The sequence below is a fragment of the Erwinia phyllosphaerae genome (assembly GCF_019132875.1).
GTDB lineage: Bacteria > Pseudomonadota > Gammaproteobacteria > Enterobacterales > Enterobacteriaceae > Erwinia > Erwinia phyllosphaerae.
Genome location: NZ_JAHSPF010000012.1, coordinates 23,695 through 42,845 on the forward strand (window position 1 = coordinate 23,695; position 19,151 = coordinate 42,845).

Sequence of the window (19,151 nt, forward strand, 5' to 3'; positions counted from 1 at the left end):
CAGCATAGATCTTTGCGATGAATTGTTTCACCGTTGCGTTAAATTAATTGTGATTACTGTTAAATGATAATTACCTCTTGCTGCATTTATGTAAAATTAATGTGCTTTTCAACCGGTGAAAGCGTTTTCATTACTTTTGTACGGTCACAGGGCAACGGATAAATAAAAAAGTTAACTAATCTTTTTATTTATAATAGCGCCCTGGCCTGTAACTTAACAGAATATCAATCGTGCGAATAAGCGCACAAATTGGAAATTAAAAGGCGGATTAACGTCCCTTCTGCCAGTAATGTTATTGTAATGTTGCCATTTGGATATTGTGGGATTAAAGATTGCATTAGTGGTTGTTATCAACGCGATGTAGTCACGGTTAGCAACCTTTTCCTGTGTCAGACATTGTAAATGTTAAACCATAAAAACGTATCCTGATGCATACAGAATCATTTTGTTACATTTGCGTTTTACTTAAGCTAAATTTTTTGTCCCATATCAATATCGACCGGGTTACTTTGTGAGTGACCGTTGACCACAATAAGGGTGCACCATGTCGCTGCTGTTAACATTACTGCCTGTGTATCTGGCTTATCTGCTGGGAACGGCCAGCCCGGGGCCGAGCAACATGGCTATCATGGGCGTGGCTATGCGGCAAGGTCGACTGCCCGCGCTGGCGCTGGCCGCAGGCGTGATAACGGGGTCGGTGTTCTGGGCCATTCTGGTGGCGTGCGGGCTTTCAACGCTGTTGCTGGCCTGGGCGCAGGCGCTGGTGGCGATCAAGATTGTTGGCGGCTGTTATCTGTTGTGGATGGCCTACAAGGCAGCCCGCAGCGCCGGGAAAAAAGGCGAAAATAAAATAGCCAGTAGCGGCACAACAACGTCGCTTGCTTTGCTGTATCGCCGGGGTCTGTTACTGCACCTGGCTAACCCAAAAGCAATTCTGGTCTGGCTGGCGATTATCTCTTTAGGTATGCACCCTGGCGCGAGCGCGATAGTGCTGCCGCTCATTGTTGGCGGCTGTGCTTTGTTGGGGATGCTGGTATTTGGCAGCTATGCACTGCTGTTTTCAACGGCTGCTGCCGGAAGGGTATATCTGCGACTCCGTCGTCTTATCGAAGGCATCTTTGCGCTGTTCTTTGGTGCGGCAGGCATTAGATTGCTGCTGTGGAAATAAAGCGTGCTCTTTATCGTTACTGCCTTAAGCCGTAACAAAAGTTTGACCTTCATCTCAAAATGTAAATTCCCCTCTCCTGGCCTGTTTTAGTTGCGGGATGTTACCGTTAACATCCCGACAGCAAATGCCGTATTTGCGCCTCTGCATCCGCCTTGACCGTTTGGGCGGCATTATAACAAGGGCCGCCAACAGGCAGCCGGAGAGAAAATCATGCCTATCCTGTTTGTCGTTATCGGCGTAGCGCTACTGTTGCTACTCATGATCCGTTTTAAGCTAAATGGTTTTATCGCTCTTATTCTGGTCGCGCTGGCGGTAGGGGTGATGCAGGGTATGCCGGTGAACAAGGTTATCACGTCGATTAAAGCGGGGGTTGGCGGCACGCTGGGTAGCCTGGCGCTGATCATGGGCTTTGGCGCGATGCTGGGTAAGCTGCTGGCCGACTGCGGCGGGGCGCAGCGCATTGCGACCACGCTGATTGAGAAATTTGGCAAGGAGCGCATTCAGTGGGCGGTGGTGCTGACGGGGTTTACCGTAGGCTTTGCGCTGTTTTACGAGGTAGGATTTGTATTGATGCTGCCGCTGGTGCTGTCAATTGCGGCGGCGGCGCGCGTGCCGCTGCTGTTTGTCGGCGTGCCGATGGCGGCTTCGCTTTCCGTGACGCACGGTTTTTTGCCACCGCATCCGGGGCCGACGGCTATCGCAACGTTGTTTCATGCGGATATGGGCAAAACGCTGCTGTTTGGTACGCTGTTAGGGATCCCGACGGTGATTCTGGCCGGGCCGGTTCTGGCTCGTTTTCTGAAGAGCATCGATAAGCCTGTCCCGCAAGGTTTGTACAATCCTAAAACCTTTACCGAAGCGGAGATGCCGACGTTTGCGGTCAGCGTCTGGACATCGCTGGTGCCGGTAGTGCTGATGGCAGTGCGCGCGGTGGCGGAGATGGCATTGCCGAAAGGCCACGCGTTACTGCCCTATGCGGAATTTTTCGGCGATCCGATTATGGCGACCCTGATTGCGGTGCTGATTGCCATTTTTACTTTTGGTCTGAATCGTGGCCGGACGATGGAGCAGGTGACGGCCACGCTGGGCGACGCGATTAAAATTATTGCCATGATGCTGTTAATTATTGGCGGCGGCGGCGCTTTCAAGCAGGTGCTGGTAGACAGCGGCGTGGATAAATATATCGCCAGCCTGATGGAAGGCAGTGCGGTCTCGCCTATTTTTATGGCCTGGTCGATCGCGGCCGCGCTGCGTCTGGCGCTGGGTTCGGCGACCGTAGCGGCTATTACCGCTGGCGGCATTGTGGCCCCGATTATTGCGACCACCGGCGTCAGTCCTGAGCTAATGGTGATTGCGGTTGGCTCAGGAAGCGTAATCTTTTCGCACGTTAACGATCCGGGGTTCTGGCTGTTTAAAGAGTATTTTAATCTGACTATTGGCGAGACGTTGCGTTCCTGGTCAGTGCTGGAAACGATTATTGCGTTGTGTGGCCTGGCGGGATGCCTGCTGTTGCAGATGGTGATTTGAGGCGGAGTTGAGTTGCTCAGGTGCTCAGGTGCCGGAAGCGTAGCTTTGCTGCGAGACCGGCGTGAGGCAGCAAGGTTTGAGCGGTTGAGTCGCCGTAAGAATTGCTGTGGGATCGGTGTAAGGCAGCAAGGGTTGAGCGGAACACGGACACGCAGTGAATACGTCCCTGTAAGCTCGTTTCGCGCGTCCATGCGCGAAAACGGTCCGCTTATCCGCTCAGCCCTTGCTGCTGGCCGGGGGGTTGAGTCGCCGTAAGAGTTGCTGTGGGAGTGGTGTAAGGCAGCCTGGGTCAATCAGCTAAGTCATTTCAAAAAGCTGATAATTGCGGCGGAGTTTTAACTCTCTCTTTCGCACGGTAAGGTCTGTAAAAAAGGTCTTTTCTTTTACGGAAATTTCACTTAACAGAAAATAAAATTCTGTATTTTTGTTTTTATTTTTCTGCCCACTTTTTTGCGTTGCACTCGTCTACGCTTACCTTTTCTTTTTAAAGCGTATTTTCAGAATGAATAACCATTTATAAAAACTGCCGCCTGGTGGCTCGAAACGAGCTATTACAGTGGTTGCCAGCTAAAACGATTTCTACGTATAATACCTTGAATTAACTGATTTTTTAAACTTAAGCCAAATTTCAGGCGCGTCGGCCTTGTCCGGCGTAAGCCGCTATCTGTTATTTTCAGCCTTGCTACGGTTTTCTATTTTATTTAACGGGAGCGCGGGCATTCGCCTTTGGGGATTATTGCAGTATGGAAGAACAAACAGAAACAACTATTGCGGTACCCGAGCTGCCGCTGGCGGATATTCCGTCGACTATTCTCCGGCTGGGCAAACGGCTGGCGGATACCAAATATCAAATAGATCTGCTGGGCAAAAACGGCTGGGCCGAGCTGACTAATAATCTGCACGGAATGGATACGGGCGGCGAATGGGATGGCCCGGACGACGCGCTGACCTTTTTTAGCAAAGTTTTTCCCTTTGCCATGTTGCCCACTGAAACAGAACCGATGGGGGTCTTCCGCGTTCCTACCGAGCGGGTAATTAGCCGTAGCTGGAGCTGGTGGCCGGAACATCTGCACGGCAGCAGCGAGGCAAAATTTCTTGAGCACCTGAACGGCCCGACCGCCGCAGAGGGGACTTCCTGGTATTTTCTGCCTGCGCTGGGCGTGCTGCTGGCTGCACAAGGGCAGGGGAGAGTGAACTACTGCCGCTATCATCATATCCCTACGATGCTGGCGCGCGTCAGCCATCTGCACTATCCGCCAGCGGATCGCTTTCGTCTTTATCACGTGATGCGTGGGCAAACGCGTCAGAGCTGGGTGGTGTATAACAATCGATATTTGCAGCCTGTGCAGCTGCCGCGTATTACGCTGCCCGCGTTAAGTACCTATGGCGTTCACAGCGGAAGCTGGCCGCTTACGTTTCCACCGATTGCACGCGTATTTGACGAACTGCACCATCCGCAGCAGTTGGGGGATTTCATCGCGCCGGGCCTGGACCTGGAAGCGGTAAAAGAGCGTATGCGGGCAGAAAAAGAGGCGGAGAAACGCGCGGTGAAGCCGGTGAAAATGGCGCTCAGCGATATGGATATCACCAATATCTGGCCGGTCAGCCTGACGCTGTCGTTCTTCTTTATCCTTTCGCTGGTGATCGCAGGCTTAACCTCCGGCGCGGGCTGGCCCGGCAGCATCAGTTTGCTGGTGTGTGGTATGGCGGGTAGCCTGTTGCTGTTTATCGCTACGCCGATATTTTTAGTCAGCAAGCGCCACCATCGCGCCTGGCAGCCGGAAGAACCGGTAAAAGTTGATGAGGCGCCGCCGGCAACAGCAGCGCCCGAAGCGACTACTGTACCAGGCGGTGGCTGATCGCATACCTGACGATATCTGCATTGCTACCAAACTGCATTTTTTCCATCATGCGCGACTTGTAAGTGCTGACGGTTTTATTACTGATCGCCAGCGCGCCAGCAATGGCATTGATGGTTTCGCCATGCGCCAGCATCAGCAGGATCTGGCGCTCGCGCGTGGTCAGGGTCTCATGCAGCGCGCGGTTGCCATTCTGGTATTCGGCAAACACAATCTCCTGTGCTAAATCATGATCGATATAGCGTGAGCCGCGCGCCACGCTGCGGATCGCCGTGAGCAGCGCGTCCGGATTTTTATCTTTGGTGATATAGCCCAGCGCGCCGCAGTTGAGCACGCGTCGGGCAATCTGCGGTTCGTTAAACATGCTCAGCACCAGAATCGGCAGGCTTTCATACTGGGAATGGATACGGTTAATCAGATCTTCACCGCTGATGCCGGGCATGGAGATATCCAGCAGAAGCAGATCGAGACCGCCCAGGCGCAGCCGCTCCAGCACCTGGCTGCCGTCGCCCGCTTCGCCCACCACGGCAATGCCGTCATCCAGCGCAAAAATCTGTTTTAGCCCTTCGCGCATTAGCGCGTGGTCGTCAGCGATCACTAGCCTTATTACTTCGTTCATCCTGTTTTCCCGGCTGCTGTAGGTAAAATGCTTACTGTTTTACAGCAAGAGGAATAGTCAGCTCCAGCTGCGTCCCTTCACCGGGACGGCTGGTAATGGTCACCTGGCCGCGCAGCATATCCACCCGTTCTTTGATGCCCAGCAGCCCAAAAGCGTCGTGACGCACGTTGTGCATTTGGAAACCCCGGCCGTTATCGCGCACCTGAATCACCAGCGCATCGCGGTTGGACTGAACGATAATGGAGACTTTACTGGCGTGCGCATGGCGAGAGATATTGGTCAGCGACTCCTGCACCACGCGGAAAACGGCGGTAACGACCTGGTCGCACAAGGCAACCGGCTTGCCTTCCGGCACGATCAGCATACAGCTACAGCCGCCGTTTTTCACAAACTCGTCGCGCAGCCATTCCAGCGCGGGAACCAGCCCCATATTTAACATATTTGGCCGCAGCCGCGTGGAGACATCGCGTACCACCTGAATAGTGCTGTCGATCAGCGTCATCAGATAGTCAACCTGGCTGGTGACCCGTTCCGGCACCTCTGCCTGCATGCCGATGACGGAAAGCCCGGCTCGTAAACTGGTCAGGTGCTGGCCCAGTTCATCATGGATTTCACGCGCGATATGCTTACGCTCCTGCTCGGTACGTTCCTGCTGGTTGCTGGCCAGCAGGCGCAGCTGATGATGCGCGGCACGAACTTCGTTTTCGACTTCCCGCAGGCGACTGATATCACGTCCTACCGCCAGGATGGTGACCACTTCCCCTTGCAGATTAAATTCCGGCACGCAGCGAACGTGCAGCACCATAGAGCGCTCGCCATAGTGGGCCTCAAGTTCGGATTCACTTTTCTCACCGCTCGCCAGCGTGTTGGAAACCAGCCGAAACAGGCGCATGCCCACTTCATCAAAAGGAATCGTATCGGTCAGCCGCCAGCCGCGCGCCTGGTCTTCGCTACAGCCAATCAGTTCCAGCACCAGCGGATTGGCGTAAAGGCAGCGCAGATGGATATCGAAGCGGGCGATCAGATCTGGCGAATTTTCTACCAGCGAACGGAACTGCTGCTCCTGCTGTAAATAGCGCTCCGTACGCTGTTTCAGCTCGCGCACGTCACGAACCACGCAGAGAACCAGCATTTCGCCTTCATGTTCCCAGGCGCTGGAGTTAACCTCAACCGGAATGATCTCGCCGCTGCGCATGCGGTGTTGCGAGGTAAAACGAATACCCTCCGGGCGCAGGCTCAGTTTCCACCAGAGCGCCGCCACGTCCGGATCCTGGAGTTCGCCTTCAATATCGGAATAGCTTAATCGGATTAGCGCCTGATATTTATAATCGAGCATTTCACAGGCTTTATTATTGATATAAGCCAGCTGCGCATTCTGACGCACCAAATAAATCGCGTCGTTCACTCGGTCAAGCGCAAAGTCCGGCAAAATAGCGCGACCATCCCAGGGTTCTTTACTGACATTTAAGCTAAATATTTCAGATGAAAGCATCTCTCTCTCTGATTAGTGAAAAATAAAGAATAAGATAAAATTATTACATCCTGTCGAACAGTCTATGAACTTTACTCGTTACGTGACGAGTACAGCAAATATTTCGTCAAATGGCCTTAAGGCTGCTCTGAAAATGAGCGATTTGAAAAATAAGGCCGAGACTGAATAGCGAAAAAAAGAGGTTTTCATTAGCTTATTGTACTTTTTAGCGTTTCGCGCACGCGGGAAAGCCGTGATTTTACCGTTCCTAACGGAATATTGAGTGAGGTAGCCACATCCTGATAGCTGCCGTTACGCTCCACCAGAATGGTCAGCATACGGCGCGTCTCTTCCGGTAGCCGATCGATTGAGGCGGCCATCACGCCAAGCAGCTGATCGTTCGCGATAATATCGCTCGGATCGCACTCCTGAACCAGCTCCAGCACGTTCTCTTCGTTAATGCTGTCAAACAGAAAACGGTTCTGATGCGTCTTGTAGTAGTTACGGATCAGGTTAGCAGCAATGCCAAACAGCCAGGTCTCAGGACGAGACGCGCCTAAAAATTTATGGCTGTTGCGCAGGACTTCCACGCAGGTCATCTGGGCAATATCTTCTACATCTTCACGGTTAGAAACGCGTTTGCGAATAAAGTTGTGCAATTTACGGTTTTGCTGGCAAAGAATTTCCTGCCATAAAACGGCGACCGGGGCGGGTGCAGATAAAGAAATTTCGGCAGAGGAAGAAGTTAACATTTTAATGCTCCTGAATTGTCTGGATACAGGGCATATAGCAATGGTTGTGCCAGGTAAGAAAAAGACTGTAAAACCGGGCAATCTGGCGCTTTTTTATTTCAGCTCAGAATTATCTGAGACAAATTTATGCGTCGAATTAAAAAAGCATGTGCAAGTTTTGACACTAGTCACGCAGGTTTAAAGTTTCAGGTGGACAGCACGGTTATTTTCTTTTCTTTCATCTTTTTTACCGGGAACTTATTCCATTTTGCCGCCACGTAACGATATCGCGAAATCAACCTCTGAGGCCGGGATGATTAAAATCCAGTCTTCTCTTCAGTACCAGCAGGCGCTGACTAAAACCCTGTTAAAACAGGATGGCCCGGGCACGGCAGGTGCGGATGTGCGGGCAAAACCGGTGAATACCCAGTCGGCGGCCGAGTCGTTGAGCGACTCGCTGGAAGAAATCGGCATGATGTTCGGCGAAAAGATGGAGAAAAAAAGCAAAGGGCTTAACCGACGGCAAATCAATACCCAGCATCTGCGCAGCAACCGTAGCGCGGTAGAGAGAATTGAACGCCTGGGCGAACTTTACCAGCTGCTTGATGGCCAGCAGCAGGAGAAGCTGGAAGCCAGGCTAAGCGCATTAAAAGGCATTCTCAGTCAGCATAGCGGCGCAGAAGCAGACCAGCTGGTGGAAGCGGCGGATAACGATCCGGCACGTTGCGATCTGCTGTTGCGCATGACGCTGCGTGAGGCCGACCGCACGGGCGATCTCGACACCGCGACGGCCGCCAGCGACGCGCTGAGCAAGCTGGACGAACGCTTTGGCGATAAGGTGCGTGCAGGGCTGAACACGGCAGCGGCGATTGCCAGCTTTACCACCGATCCGGCAGAAAAGCAGTCGATGCGCCATCTCTATTATCACGGCATTGTCCAGCACCAGTCGGCGGCGGTAATCCTCGACAGCCTGCTGGAACGCTTTGGCCGCGAGCAGTTTTTACCGGGGTTGCGCACCCTGCAGCGTGCGCTGGCGGAAGATATCGCCTCGTTAACGCCTTCGCTCTCTTCCCGCTCGCTGCACAAAATTCATCTTGGTCTGAGCGAGGCGGGACAGCTGACGCAGCTGATTGCCCATAGCGACAAGCTGTTAAACCGCCTGCGCAGCGGCGAAAAGATACCGCTTTCTTCCCTTAGCGGTCTGGATATGGCGCGTCGCCTGCTGCACGTCGCGGAAACGGGCCTGCAACCGCACGACATCGGGGAGATTGGCAAAGAGTTCGCGGGCGATCGGCCACAGGCGCAGATGCGTTTTCTGAACGGCCTGCTGCCGCTGGTTAACGAAATGCCGCTGATGCTGTGGCGTGAAAAGAAAAATCGGGCGGAAGCGGCGACGCTGCTGCGCGGCGCCATTACCCGGCTAATTAATAACGAAGGCCGGCTGGCGCGAAGCTAGCGGGGGAAGGTATGAACAACCTGTTTCTGATACTGAACCGCATAGCGCTGGCGGCGATGCAGCGCTCGGAAATCATTGGCGCAATGTTTGCGCTGGCGATTGTCTTTATGCTGATTATCCCGCTGCCGCTGGGGCTAATTGATGCGCTGATTGCGGTTAATATCTGCCTTTCTTCTCTGCTGGTGGTGCTGGCGATGTATCTGCCCAAGCCGCTGGCCTTTTCCAGCTTTCCGGCGGTGTTGCTGCTGACCACCATGTTTCGGCTGGCGCTCTCAATCTCTACCACGCGCCAGATCCTGGTACAGCAGGATGCGGGTCATATCGTTGCTGCTTTTGGTACGTTCGTGGTGGGCGGCAACCTGGCCGTCGGGATGGTGATGTTTTTGATCCTGACGGTGGTTAACTTTCTGGTCATCACCAAAGGGTCGGAAAGGGTGGCGGAAGTGGCCGCGCGCTTTACGCTGGACGCGATGCCGGGCAAACAGATGTCCATCGACAGCGATCTGCGCGCCGGCATGATTGATGTTAACACCGCCAAACGTCGACGCGTCGATCTGGCGAAAGAGAGCCAGCTGTTCGGCGCAATGGACGGCGCCATGAAGTTTGTAAAAGGCGACGCCATCGCCGGGCTGGTTATCCTGTTTATCAACCTGATTGGCGGCTTCAGCATCGGCGTGATGCAGCTGGGCATGCCGGCAGGCGATGCGATGCATACCTATTCCGTTCTGACTATCGGTGACGGCCTGATCGCCCAGATCCCGGCTCTGCTGATCTCCCTGACCGCCGGGATGATCATTACCCGCGTTTCTTCCGACGGCGACAGCATGGATAACAACATTGGCCGGGAGATAGCCGAACAGCTTACCAGCCAGCCTAAAGCCTGGGTTTTCTCCTCGCTGGGCATGTTCGGTTTTGCGCTACTGCCGGGGATGCCGACCGGCGTTTTTATCGTGCTGGCCTTGTTGACGCTGGCTTCGGGAAGCTTTCAGGTCTGGCGCGCGCGCCGCGAGCTGGTCGCCAGCCAGCCGCAGATGGAAAACGAAGTGATTCCGCCAGAGCTGAACGGGACGGAAGATTTACGTCAGTTCAATCCCACGCGCCCTTATCTGTTGCAGTTTCCGGCTGGCGCTCGCGGCACGGCGGAGACGCTGGAACTGGTGCAGGCCATCCGCCGGTTGCGCAACAGTATTGTCTATAACTACGGCTTTACGCTGCCCGCTTTTGATATCGAATTTCAGGAGCAGCTTCCCGCCGACGAGTTTCGCTATTCGGTATATGAGATCCCTCGCGTTATCGGCACCTTTGGCGTGACCACGCTGGCCGTCAGCCGCTATGGCCAGGAAGCGCTGGCGGAGCAGGAAGGCGTGCAGGCGGGAAGCGACGCCAGAAGAGAAGGGGATTTACTCTGGCTGCCCGCCGATCATCCGCGCCTGCAGGATGAAACGCTGCCGCGCTGGAATTTTCACGACCTGCTGATGAAGCGGATGGAAAACGCCATCCACGCCAGCGCGCCTAATTTTATCGGCCTGCAGGAGACGCGCGCGCTGATGGGCTGGCTGGAGAGCGAGCAGCCCGAACTGGCGCAGGAGCTACAGCGGGTCATGCCGATTGCACGCTTCTCTAACGTTTTGCAAAACCTGGTGGCAGAGCGTATTCCGCTGCGCTCGGTGCGGGCGATTGCCGAAGCGCTGATTGAACACGGCCAGCACGAGCGCGATATCAGCCTGCTGACCGACCTGGTTCGTATCTCGCTGAAAGAACACATTTGTTATCAGTACACGCGGGATGATGGGCTGCACGTCTGGCTATTGACGCCAGAAATGGAAGAGCAGCTACGTGACGCGCTGCGCCAGACGCAAAACGAAGTATTTTTCGCGCTGACGCAGGAGCAGACCATGGCCATCCTTGCGCAGCTGCGTAACGCTTTTGCGCCGGATAAGCCAGCATTCGCGGTGCTTTTGGTGGCGCAGGACTTACGCAGTCCGCTGCGAGGTCTGGTACAGGATGAGTTCCACCAGGTACCGGTGCTGTCGTTTGCCGAACTGCAAACCAACCTGGCCATTAACGTGGTGGGTCGCCTCGAACTGGATGAGAACATTGACTCTTTCGATGCCTGAGGAGCGGATTATGTTTGAGCTACGCGTACTTACGGGCCGCCATCAGGGAGCGGCGCTGCCGGTTAACGGCGGTCGCTGGACGCTGGGGCTGCATGATGACGTCGATTTACAGCTGACCGACAGCGGCGTGGCATCCCATCATGCCACGCTCTGCTTTGTCGATGAGCGCTGGCAGCTACAGGCGATGGAAGGCCGCATTCGCCTGGCGGAAGGCGAGCCGCTGGAGCAGATCGATCCGCTATTACCGGATGTTCCCTTTGCGCTGGGCGACGTCTGGCTATCGCTGGCGCAGGCGGAACAGCCGTGGGAAGAGATGCAAACCGCGCCGCAACCCGTGTCCGTCACCGTCGCGCCCGCGGTACCAGCTCCGGCACCCGCCGCACCTTCGCGTTTTTTCTCTCGCGGCGTTCAGGTGTTATCAATAAGCCTGATGTTGTTGCTTAGCTTCACCATTATCAGCTGGATATTACAGCCCACGGTGGCGCAAACCTCTACCACGCCTTCCAGCCGCAAAATACTGGAAACCTTACAGGAGGTTCGGCCACCGCTGCTGGCGATGCTGCGCGATCGCGGCCTGACGCCGGGGGTAAAAATCGATATGGATAAAGGCCAGCTGATCCTTAACGGCGAGCTGAGCAAGGAGCGGTTGCAGATCCTTGAGCGTATGCTGGTGCGTTTTCAGGCGCAGTACAACGTGTTGCCGCAGCTGGTAAACCATACGCATGAACGCCGCGCAAAACTGCCGTTTCGTATCGTCCAGATTACTACCGGTAAACGGGCCAACGTGGTGACCGACGGCGGCGAGCGCCTGTTTATTGGCGATCAGGTTGGCGATTTGCGGCTGGTGGCTATCACCTCGACGGAAATCGAGTTTGCCGGACGTGAACATATCAAGGTGAACTGGTGAAGCCTGAACAGCAGCTCGACGCCTGGTTTACGCAGCATCAACAGCGGCTGGCGCGCTTTGCGCCCGTTAAGATCTATGGCCGCATCACCGGTATCAGCGGCATTCTGCTGGAGAGCAGCCTGCCGGACGCGCGCATTGGCGATCTCTGCCAGATTGAAGGCAAAAACAACACGCTGGTGCTGGCGGAAGTCGTGGGATTCAATCCGCAGCATACGCTGTTGTCGGCGCTGGGCCAGCTCGACGGCATCGCCCAGGGCGCACGCGTAACGCCGCTTTTTCTGCCGCACAGCATTCGCGTTTGCGACCAGCTGTTGGGCAGCGTACTGGACGGCTTCGGCCGGCTGATAGAGGGCAGCGTTGGCGCTTTTGCTTTGCCGGGCGAAACGGAAAACGTCAAGCCGGTGCTGGGCGATGCGCCGCCGCCAACGGCCCGGCCACGAATCGATACGCCTTTACCAACCGGCATGCGCGCGATTGACGGCCTGCTGACGCTCGGCGTCGGACAGCGCGTCGGGATCTTCGCTGGCGCAGGCTGCGGTAAAACCACGCTGCTTGCCGAGCTGGCGCGCAATACACCTTGCGATGTGATTGTGTTTGGGTTGATTGGCGAACGCGGCCGCGAGCTGCGGGAATTTCTCGATCACGAGCTGGATAGCGAGCTGCGTAGCCGGACCGTATTGCTTTGTGCGACCTCGGACCGCAGCAGCATGGAGCGCGCCCGCGCGGCTTTTACCGCTACCGCCATTGCTGAGGCTTTCCGCGATCGGGGCAAAAGCGTGCTGCTGATCCTGGATTCCCTGACCCGTTTTGCTCGTGCGCAGCGCGAAATCGGCCTTGCGCTCGGCGAACCGCCGGGACGCGGTGGCTTGCCGCCTTCCGTTTATACCTTGCTGCCGACGCTGCTGGAACGAGCCGGACAAACCACTACCGGCGCTATCACCGCACTTTATTCGGTCCTGATTGAGCAAGATTCGATGAACGATCCGGTGGCCGACGAAGTGCGTTCACTGATTGACGGACATATTGTGTTAACCCGCAAGCTGGCGGAGCGCGGCCACTATCCGGCCATCGATATCCTTGCCAGCCTTAGCCGTACCATGAGCAACGTGGTGGCACGCCAGCAGATTAGCGAAGCCACGGCCGTGCGCCAGCTGATGGCCGCCTGGCAGCAGGTAGAGATGCTGATCCGGCTGGGGGAATATCAACCGGGCAACGATAGCCTGACGGATGCAGCCGTAGAGGCACAGGATGCCATTAACGGTTATTTGCAGCAGTCGATGCGCGCGCCATCCCTTTTTGAGCAAACCTGTTTTCAGCTGTCCGAGGTAAGCCGCTATGCGCCGTCACGCTAATCCCGAACCCGAACCTGCGGCCGACCCCGTATCACAAGAACTGAAGCGTACTTTAAATCTGCTTTTACCCATTCGCCGCCAGCGCCTTAACCGTAGCGAACGCCAGCAGCGCGAGCAGGAGCAGGCGCTGCGCCAGCTTGAACAGCAAACGGATGAAGGTCTTGTGCAACTCTCTGCGCAGCAGCAGGGCTATCAACAACTCAAAACGGCTTTTGCCCGGGACAATTGCGGCGTGCGCCAGGCCAGCTATCGGCTGGAAAGAGCGGTGCAAAAAGAGCAGCGGGCGCTGAAGGATGTGCAGCAGCAGCAGCTCAGGCTGCACGCGCTTAAGCAGGAGCATCTGGAGCAGCAAACGCGCGTGGAAGAAGCGCAGCAGGAGACGCGGCAGCGGCAGCGCGAAGTAGAAAAACTGTCGTATTTGTTACAGCAGGAGATGATGAATGATTAGCCTTCCCGCACGGCAGCAGGCGGCAGCACGCCTGGCCCAGCAGCAGCGCGATACCCAACTTGCGCAGCATCGACGTGAAACGCAGCGGCAGGGGCAGGCTCGCAATGCGCAGCGTAAAGAGTCCCCGCCTGCTTCCGCCAGCACTGGCCAGAACGCCGCCCCGCGCAGCGCGCCGAGAAAACCGCCGCGTGAAGAGGACGCGCTGTTCAGCGAGCTGTTAAATGAAGATGACCAGCCTCTGCTGCGCCCCGTTTTTAACGACTCTGGCTCGCAACAGCAGGGTTTTTCTCAGCTGGAAGAGAGTAGTGCGACCGGCGCACCGCCAGCGATGGCGATGTGGCAGGAGATTGAGACAGATTTGCTGGCGGCAACGGCCGATCGTCCACCGGGCGAAATGATGCTAACGCTGATCCTGCCGAAGCTCGGACAGGTTGATGCGCGCTTTGCCGCCTTGCCCGCAGGCGGCTGGGATATCGCTTTACATTTACAGCCGTCCGCGTGGCAGGCGCTGCTGCCTCACCAGGAGCGCTGTCGGCTGTCGCTACGCCAGCGTATGGCCTGTCGGGTGCGGCTACGCTTTGAGCGCCGTGCCACGGAGCAGCAGGTATGAGTGCGCTAAGGCTAAAAAAAAGCAGCAGGCTGGCGGCACGGCTACGCCAGCAGATCGGCGCAGGCTGTTTCTATCCTTACCAGCTTGCCGGCGAAGCGGGCGTGCTGCGGCTGGCGTTAACCGAACACCCGCGCGGCGAGATGAGCCACTGGCAGTGCGCGGCCGGAACGCTGGCGTTTTCGGATGCGCAATCCGTGCTCTCACTGATGTCTGCCTGTCCCACTTTTACGCCCTCGGACGCGCTAACAGAGCAGCCCTGGTACTGGCCTTTATGGCATCAACAACTTTCTGGCGAACTTCTTGCGCTGTTCGGCCACATAACCGTAACAGAAGACAACGACATCGCTGACGAACTGCTGTTAACGATGACGCTGGAGTGGGGAGCCAGGCGCGCACAAAGCCTGCTGGCGCTCTCTGCGACCAGCCTGGCGCAGCTGCTTGGCAACGCGGGCTGGCAGCAGAATGCGATGCCGTTGCCGTCAGAGATCGCGCTTACGCTGCCCGTTGTGGTAGGTGAAGTGACGCTGACGAAGATGCCGGAACGCGGCGATGTGGTTTTGCCGCAAACGCTTTTTTTTACGCCGGATGGCCGGGGAAGGATCCGCTGTGCTGGCCGCGTATTGCAGGGTCAGATAGAGACGCAGCCCGGCACGCTGGCACATTTTTATCTTAGCGAGATGGAGAACTATGACGTGACTTTGCCCCCTGACGATTTTGAGCAGCCGATCTCTCCCGATCCTCACTGGGACTGCGAGCCGATGTCGGAAGCCACGGATTTCTCTCCGCTGCCGCTGGCGCTATCGGTACGTTGCGGACAGCTACGGCTGACGCTGGGCGAGCTGGCTAACCTTGCGCCAGGCGCGATGGTGATGATCGATCACGTTACGCCAGGCGAGGCGCTTCTCTGCCACGGCGACTATCCGCTGGCAAAAGGTGAGCTGGTTGATGTGGAAGGCCGTCTTGGCCTGCAAATCACCCAGATGCTGCCGGGCGGCAAAAACCCGCTGGCGCGCTAGCCCTATGGACTCGCTATCGCTTAATCCAATGACGCTGGCCCTGTTTCTTGGGGCGCTGTCGCTGGTGCCGATTTTAATGATCGTCTGTACCTGTTTTTTGAAAATATCGATGGTGCTGATGCTGACCCGCAACGCGATGGGCGTACAGCAGGTACCGCCTAATATGGCCATTTACGGCATTGCGCTGGCCGCTTCGCTGTTTGTGATGGCTCCGGTATTCAATGAAATAAGCCAGCGGGTTAAAGCGGTGCCCATTGATACCCAGTCAGCCGAGCGCCTTGACTACACCGTCAGCAACGGCGTTGAGCCGCTTAAGCGCTTTATGGTGAAGAACACCGACCCCGATATTCTTATCCATCTGCAGGAAAACGCGCAGCGTATGTGGCCGAAAGAGATGGCCGACAGCATCGCGCACGACAGTCCGCTTTTGCTAATTCCCTCCTTCGTGCTGTCGGAGCTGCAAAACGGTTTCAAAATCGGCTTTCTGATTTTTATCCCTTTTATCGTGGTGGACCTGATTGTTTCTAACGTGCTGCTGGCGCTGGGCATGCAAATGGTGTCACCCATGACCATTTCGCTGCCGCTAAAAATCCTGCTGTTTGTGCTGGTCAGCGGCTGGACGCGCCTGCTCGACGGCCTGTTTTACAGCTATCTGTGAGGAAGAAATGGATATCCTGACGCTTTTTCGCCAGGCGATGCTGCTGGTGGTGATCCTCTCCGCGCCGCCGCTGATTGTGGCGGTGATCGTGGGCGTTATCGTTTCACTGTTGCAGGCCGTGATGCAGTTGCAGGATCAGACGCTACCTTTTGCTATCAAACTGGTGGCGGTAGGCGTGGCGCTGGCGCTGACCGGCCGCTGGATTGGCGTTGAGCTGACCGAACTGGCGCAGAGCGCCTTTGCCATGATGCCCAACGTGAAATACTGATATGTGGAACAGCGTCCTTTTTGATGGCTATCACTTTATCCTGGCGTTGACGCTGGCCATGGCGCGCATTTTCCCCTGCCTGCTGCTTTCGCCGGTATTCTCTTTTAACGCCATTAAGGGCGGCCTGCGTTCCGGCATCGTGCTGGCGCTGGCGCTGTTTCCTGCGCCAATGATCCAGCAGCAGCTGGCCGTGGACGATCCCTCGCTGTTTCTGCTGGCGGCGCTGGCGCTGAAAGAGGTGATTATCGGCGTTGTTATCGGCCTGCTGCTGGCAATGCCGTTCTGGCTGTTTGAATCGGTCGGCGCGCTGTTTGATAACCAGCGTGGCGCGCTGATGGGCGGCCAGCTTAATCCCCAGCTGGGGCCGGACGCTACGCCGTTGGGTTTCCTGATGCAGCAATCCATCATTCTGCTGCTGGTGGTCGGACTGGGGCTGTCGACCATCACGCAGATTATCTGGGACAGCTACCGCCTGTGGCCGCCGATGCAGTGGCTGCCGCTGCCGAGTGAAGCGGGCTTTCACGCTTATTTACAGCTGCTTGGCGGCATCTTTATGCATATGGTTCTCTACGCCGGGCCGCTGGTGGCGCTGTTACTGCTGGTGGATTTTAGCGTCGGCATTCTCAGCATCTACAGTCCGCAGCTACAGGCAACCGTGCTGGCCATGCCGGCGAAGTGTCTGCTGGGTATGCTGTTTTTTGTGCTTTATCTGCCGATCCTCAACTACGTGGCGGGCGAACGCCTGTTCGATCTGAAAGATTTGCTGCCGCAGCTGGCGGATATACTGGGTAAAGGAGCGCGCTAGTGGCCGAAAAAACCGAAAACGCCACGCCCCAAAAGCTCAAGGAGTCGCGAAAAAAGGGGCAGGTTGGCCAGACGCCGGATATTCCTAAACTGCTGATCTGCATTGGCGTGATGGAAACGATTTTTGCCCTGGTCGGCGGCGGGATGCAGCGGCTGGAGGCGATGGTAATGCTGCCGCTTGGCCGCCTTAACGATCCTTTCGGTCATGCGATGCAGGAAGTCGTCATGGATGGCCTGATGGTGCTTTGCTATTTCTGCGGCATCGTCTGCGCGTTAATTTTTCTGCTGCGCGTTATTGGCGGCTGGATCCAGTTTGGACCGCTGTTTGCCACGGAGGCGCTGGCCCCCAAGTTCGACGCCATCAATCCGGTCGGGCATTTAAAGAATATGTTTTCCGCTAAGCAGCTGACCACGCTGATAACCAGCGTGCTGAAGGCGATAGCCATCGGCGCGGTGTTTTATCTGGCGATCAAACCTGACCTGGGACCGCTGGCGCAGCTGGCCTATGGCGAAGATCTTAACGGTTTCTGGCAGGCGGTGCTGGCGCTGTTTATGAAGATAGTGCGGGAAACGCTGGCGCTGCTGCTGGTGTTAAGCTCGGTCGATTTTGGCCTGCAAAAATACTTCTTCCTGAAGCAGCAGCGCATGAGCCATGAAGATATCCGCAATGAATTTAAGCAGAGCGAGGGCGATCCGCACATGAAAGGGCATCGCAAGTCGATGTCGCATCAGATCCTGAACGAAGCGCCCAAACCGAAAAGAGAAGTGGTGGTAGAAGAGGCGGATATGGTGCTGGTTAACCCCACGCATTTTGCCGTAGGGCTTTACTATCGCGCGGGAGAAACGCCGCTGCCGCGCCTGCTGTTTAAAGCCGAAGGCTTCGAAGCGCAGGACATTATCGAAGAGGCAAAAAACCGCCAGATGCCCGTTATCCGCTTTGTCTGGCTGACCCGCACGCTGTTCAGAACGGTTGAAGAAGGCGACTATATTCCCCGCGAGACGCTGAAGGCGGTCGCGCAGGTTTATCGGCTGCTGAAAGAGCTGGAAGACCAGCAGCTGGACAGGGTGCTGGAGATTGAGGAGTAGCGCCGGATGATAAAGCGCACAGATTACGGCTTCGCGGCGGCTTACGGCAGTGAAAACAATAATAGCGCCGGACCTTTATAGTGTGCAGGCGCGGCGGCTTACGGTAGTAAAAAAAGAATAACGTCGGATTTTTAAAGTGTGCAGGCGCGGCGGCTTACGGCAGTAAACAAGAATAACGTCGGACTTTTATAGTGGCAGGCGCAGCGGCTTACGGCAGTAAACAAGCGCCGCCGCGCCCGCTTTTTACCCGCAGGGAACAAGACTCAGCCAGCCAGCGCAGCGGCTAAGGATCTGTTCATCATTGGTAATAAAGTGCAGCGCTTCGGCTTTCGCCTGTGCTACCAGCAGCCGATCGAAAGGATCTTTATGCATGGCGGGCAGATCGACCAGGCCGCAAACGTGCCGGGTACTGACGGGCAGCTCCAGGTAGCCCGCCGTCGTCAGCCCCTCCGCCAGCGCGCGAACATCAACACGGAAATCCGCTCTGTGCAGCGCCGCCTTGATGGCTATCTCCTGCAGGCTGGCCGGTGAAAAGTAAAAACGGTTGCCGTCATTGGTCAGGATATCAACGACCTGGGCGTTGAGTTTTTCTGGCTGTCCCGCGACCCAAATCAGCGCGTGCGTATCCAGCAGATAGGCGGCTGAAGGCACCAGGGATAAAGCTTCCTTGCGAACCGACATGGTTATTCTCCCTTAAACAGATCGGCAATAGTGTCCTGGCTCAGCTGGTTAAAGTTGTCCGGGGCCGTGATTTGACCCTGCATAAAACCAAGGCGGAGTGATTTTTCCGGCGCGCTCAGCGGCACAATTTTTACCATTGGCCTGCCGTGGCGGGTAATCAGACAGGATTCACCGCTTTCCGCCACGTGGGCCACCACTTTCGACAGGTGGGTTTTTGCTTCATAAAGGTTCATTTTGTTCATTACTCCCCCAGAAAGTTAGTCAAACTCGGCTGTTAACGTGCAAAAAATAGTCTACGGCCGCCAGTCTTTCTGGTCAAAATAAAGTTGCGTAAAAAAACACCTGCGTCAAATTACCGCCGGATTTTTTCGCT

At 56.0% G+C, this 19,151-nt stretch carries 19 protein-coding genes; 14 read left to right on the forward strand and 5 right to left on the reverse strand.

Annotated elements, in window-relative coordinates; genetic code table 11:
- The first annotated feature begins 544 nt into the window (after positions 1 to 544).
- The 3 genes from KUE00_RS18285 (at position 545) to KUE00_RS18295 (ending at position 4,554) form a co-directional block, all read left to right on the forward strand.
- Positions 545 to 1,168, forward strand: coding sequence for a LysE family translocator (locus KUE00_RS18285; protein WP_246761426.1), 624 nt, complete (start codon positions 545 to 547; stop codon positions 1,166 to 1,168).
- Positions 1,169 to 1,378: 210 nt separating this feature from the next.
- A complete protein-coding gene (gntT, locus tag KUE00_RS18290) occupies positions 1,379 to 2,695 on the forward strand; it encodes a gluconate transporter (RefSeq protein ID WP_246761427.1) in 1,317 nt (438 codons plus the stop codon).
- 743 nt (positions 2,696 to 3,438) lie between these two features.
- Positions 3,439 to 4,554, forward strand: coding sequence for a hypothetical protein (locus tag KUE00_RS18295; protein ID WP_246761428.1), 1,116 nt, complete (start codon positions 3,439 to 3,441; stop codon positions 4,552 to 4,554).
- Here KUE00_RS18295 and KUE00_RS18300 read toward each other — a convergent pair.
- The 3 genes from KUE00_RS18300 to KUE00_RS18310 all read right to left on the reverse strand — a co-directional run bounded on the left by KUE00_RS18300 (position 4,532) and on the right by KUE00_RS18310 (position 7,396).
- On the reverse strand, positions 4,532 to 5,173 hold the full coding sequence (locus KUE00_RS18300; protein ID WP_246761429.1) for a response regulator: 642 nt from the start codon (positions 5,171 to 5,173) through the stop codon (positions 4,532 to 4,534). The two genes, KUE00_RS18295 and KUE00_RS18300, sit on opposite strands and share 23 nt — an antisense overlap.
- A gap of 31 nt (positions 5,174 to 5,204) precedes the next feature.
- Positions 5,205 to 6,665 (reverse strand): PAS domain-containing sensor histidine kinase, encoded by a 1,461-nt coding sequence (locus KUE00_RS18305; RefSeq protein ID WP_246761430.1) that lies wholly within the window; start codon positions 6,663 to 6,665, stop codon positions 5,205 to 5,207.
- 188 nt (positions 6,666 to 6,853) lie between these two features.
- Positions 6,854 to 7,396: an RNA polymerase sigma factor gene (locus tag KUE00_RS18310; RefSeq protein ID WP_246761431.1), complete on the reverse strand. Its 543-nt coding sequence runs from the start codon at positions 7,394 to 7,396 to the stop codon at positions 6,854 to 6,856.
- Positions 7,397 to 7,688: 292 nt separating this feature from the next.
- Between KUE00_RS18310 and sctW the strand changes: the two genes are divergently transcribed.
- Genes sctW through sctU form a run of 11 tightly spaced genes read left to right on the forward strand, consistent with a single transcriptional unit; the run spans position 7,689 to position 18,097 of the window.
- Positions 7,689 to 8,831 carry a type III secretion system gatekeeper subunit SctW gene (sctW, locus tag KUE00_RS18315; RefSeq protein ID WP_246761432.1) on the forward strand — a complete coding sequence of 381 codons (1,143 nt, stop codon included), beginning with the start codon at positions 7,689 to 7,691 and terminating at the stop codon, positions 8,829 to 8,831.
- 11 nt (positions 8,832 to 8,842) lie between these two features.
- The gene (sctV, locus tag KUE00_RS18320; RefSeq protein WP_246761433.1) at positions 8,843 to 10,948 is read left to right on the forward strand and encodes a type III secretion system export apparatus subunit SctV; all 2,106 of its coding nucleotides are present in this window, start codon (positions 8,843 to 8,845) and stop codon (positions 10,946 to 10,948) included.
- A gap of 10 nt (positions 10,949 to 10,958) precedes the next feature.
- Positions 10,959 to 11,855, forward strand: coding sequence for an FHA domain-containing protein (locus KUE00_RS18325; RefSeq protein WP_246761434.1), 897 nt, complete (start codon positions 10,959 to 10,961; stop codon positions 11,853 to 11,855).
- Entirely contained in the window at positions 11,852 to 13,207 is a 1,356-nt protein-coding gene (gene sctN / locus KUE00_RS18330) for a type III secretion system ATPase SctN (RefSeq protein ID WP_414147259.1), read from the forward strand. The genes KUE00_RS18325 and sctN overlap by 4 nt, the downstream gene beginning before the upstream one ends.
- Positions 13,191 to 13,655, forward strand: a complete 465-nt coding sequence (locus tag KUE00_RS18335) for a type III secretion protein (RefSeq protein WP_246761435.1) — start codon at positions 13,191 to 13,193, stop codon at positions 13,653 to 13,655. The genes sctN and KUE00_RS18335 overlap by 17 nt, the downstream gene beginning before the upstream one ends.
- Entirely contained in the window at positions 13,648 to 14,265 is a 618-nt protein-coding gene (locus tag KUE00_RS18340) for a type III secretion system HrpP C-terminal domain-containing protein (protein ID WP_246761436.1), read from the forward strand. The genes KUE00_RS18335 and KUE00_RS18340 overlap by 8 nt, the downstream gene beginning before the upstream one ends.
- Positions 14,262 to 15,281: a FliM/FliN family flagellar motor switch protein gene (locus KUE00_RS18345; RefSeq protein ID WP_246761437.1), complete on the forward strand. Its 1,020-nt coding sequence runs from the start codon at positions 14,262 to 14,264 to the stop codon at positions 15,279 to 15,281. Before KUE00_RS18340 ends, KUE00_RS18345 begins: the two co-directional genes overlap by 4 nt.
- Before the next feature lie 4 nt (positions 15,282 to 15,285).
- Positions 15,286 to 15,939: a type III secretion system export apparatus subunit SctR gene (gene sctR, locus KUE00_RS18350; RefSeq protein ID WP_246761438.1), complete on the forward strand. Its 654-nt coding sequence runs from the start codon at positions 15,286 to 15,288 to the stop codon at positions 15,937 to 15,939.
- A 7-nt stretch (positions 15,940 to 15,946) separates the two neighbouring features.
- The gene (sctS, locus tag KUE00_RS18355; RefSeq protein WP_246761439.1) at positions 15,947 to 16,207 is read left to right on the forward strand and encodes a type III secretion system export apparatus subunit SctS; all 261 of its coding nucleotides are present in this window, start codon (positions 15,947 to 15,949) and stop codon (positions 16,205 to 16,207) included.
- A 1-nt stretch (position 16,208) separates the two neighbouring features.
- Positions 16,209 to 17,012, forward strand: a complete 804-nt coding sequence (sctT, locus tag KUE00_RS18360; protein WP_246761440.1) for a type III secretion system export apparatus subunit SctT — start codon at positions 16,209 to 16,211, stop codon at positions 17,010 to 17,012.
- Positions 17,012 to 18,097, forward strand: a complete 1,086-nt coding sequence (gene sctU / locus KUE00_RS18365; protein ID WP_246761441.1) for a type III secretion system export apparatus subunit SctU — start codon at positions 17,012 to 17,014, stop codon at positions 18,095 to 18,097. Before sctT ends, sctU begins: the two co-directional genes overlap by 1 nt.
- 243 nt (positions 18,098 to 18,340) lie before the next feature.
- Here sctU and KUE00_RS18370 read toward each other — a convergent pair whose 3' ends face one another.
- Together KUE00_RS18370 and KUE00_RS18375 are read right to left on the reverse strand one after the other, a co-directional pair.
- Entirely contained in the window at positions 18,341 to 18,778 is a 438-nt protein-coding gene (locus tag KUE00_RS18370; RefSeq protein WP_246761442.1) for a type II toxin-antitoxin system VapC family toxin, read from the reverse strand.
- A gap of 2 nt (positions 18,779 to 18,780) precedes the next feature.
- Complete coding sequence (locus KUE00_RS18375) at positions 18,781 to 19,020, reverse strand: type II toxin-antitoxin system Phd/YefM family antitoxin (protein ID WP_246761443.1); 240 nt, start codon at positions 19,018 to 19,020, stop codon at positions 18,781 to 18,783.
- Positions 19,021 to 19,151 lie beyond the last annotated feature (131 nt).

Coding starts and splice junctions, on each gene's coding strand:
- KUE00_RS18285 (WP_246761426.1), top strand. CDS start 545: ATGTCGCTGCTGTTAACATTACTGCCTGTGTATCTGGCTTATCTGCTG.
- gntT (WP_246761427.1), top strand. CDS start 1,379: ATGCCTATCCTGTTTGTCGTTATCGGCGTAGCGCTACTGTTGCTACTC.
- KUE00_RS18295 (WP_246761428.1), top strand. CDS start 3,439: ATGGAAGAACAAACAGAAACAACTATTGCGGTACCCGAGCTGCCGCTG.
- KUE00_RS18300 (WP_246761429.1), bottom strand. CDS start 5,173: ATGAACGAAGTAATAAGGCTAGTGATCGCTGACGACCACGCGCTAATG.
- KUE00_RS18305 (WP_246761430.1), bottom strand. CDS start 6,665: ATGCTTTCATCTGAAATATTTAGCTTAAATGTCAGTAAAGAACCCTGG.
- KUE00_RS18310 (WP_246761431.1), bottom strand. CDS start 7,396: ATGTTAACTTCTTCCTCTGCCGAAATTTCTTTATCTGCACCCGCCCCG.
- sctW (WP_246761432.1), top strand. CDS start 7,689: ATGATTAAAATCCAGTCTTCTCTTCAGTACCAGCAGGCGCTGACTAAA.
- sctV (WP_246761433.1), top strand. CDS start 8,843: ATGAACAACCTGTTTCTGATACTGAACCGCATAGCGCTGGCGGCGATG.
- KUE00_RS18325 (WP_246761434.1), top strand. CDS start 10,959: ATGTTTGAGCTACGCGTACTTACGGGCCGCCATCAGGGAGCGGCGCTG.
- KUE00_RS18335 (WP_246761435.1), top strand. CDS start 13,191: ATGCGCCGTCACGCTAATCCCGAACCCGAACCTGCGGCCGACCCCGTA.
- KUE00_RS18340 (WP_246761436.1), top strand. CDS start 13,648: ATGATTAGCCTTCCCGCACGGCAGCAGGCGGCAGCACGCCTGGCCCAG.
- KUE00_RS18345 (WP_246761437.1), top strand. CDS start 14,262: ATGAGTGCGCTAAGGCTAAAAAAAAGCAGCAGGCTGGCGGCACGGCTA.
- sctR (WP_246761438.1), top strand. CDS start 15,286: ATGGACTCGCTATCGCTTAATCCAATGACGCTGGCCCTGTTTCTTGGG.
- sctS (WP_246761439.1), top strand. CDS start 15,947: ATGGATATCCTGACGCTTTTTCGCCAGGCGATGCTGCTGGTGGTGATC.
- sctT (WP_246761440.1), top strand. CDS start 16,209: ATGTGGAACAGCGTCCTTTTTGATGGCTATCACTTTATCCTGGCGTTG.
- KUE00_RS18370 (WP_246761442.1), bottom strand. CDS start 18,778: ATGTCGGTTCGCAAGGAAGCTTTATCCCTGGTGCCTTCAGCCGCCTAT.
- KUE00_RS18375 (WP_246761443.1), bottom strand. CDS start 19,020: ATGAACAAAATGAACCTTTATGAAGCAAAAACCCACCTGTCGAAAGTG.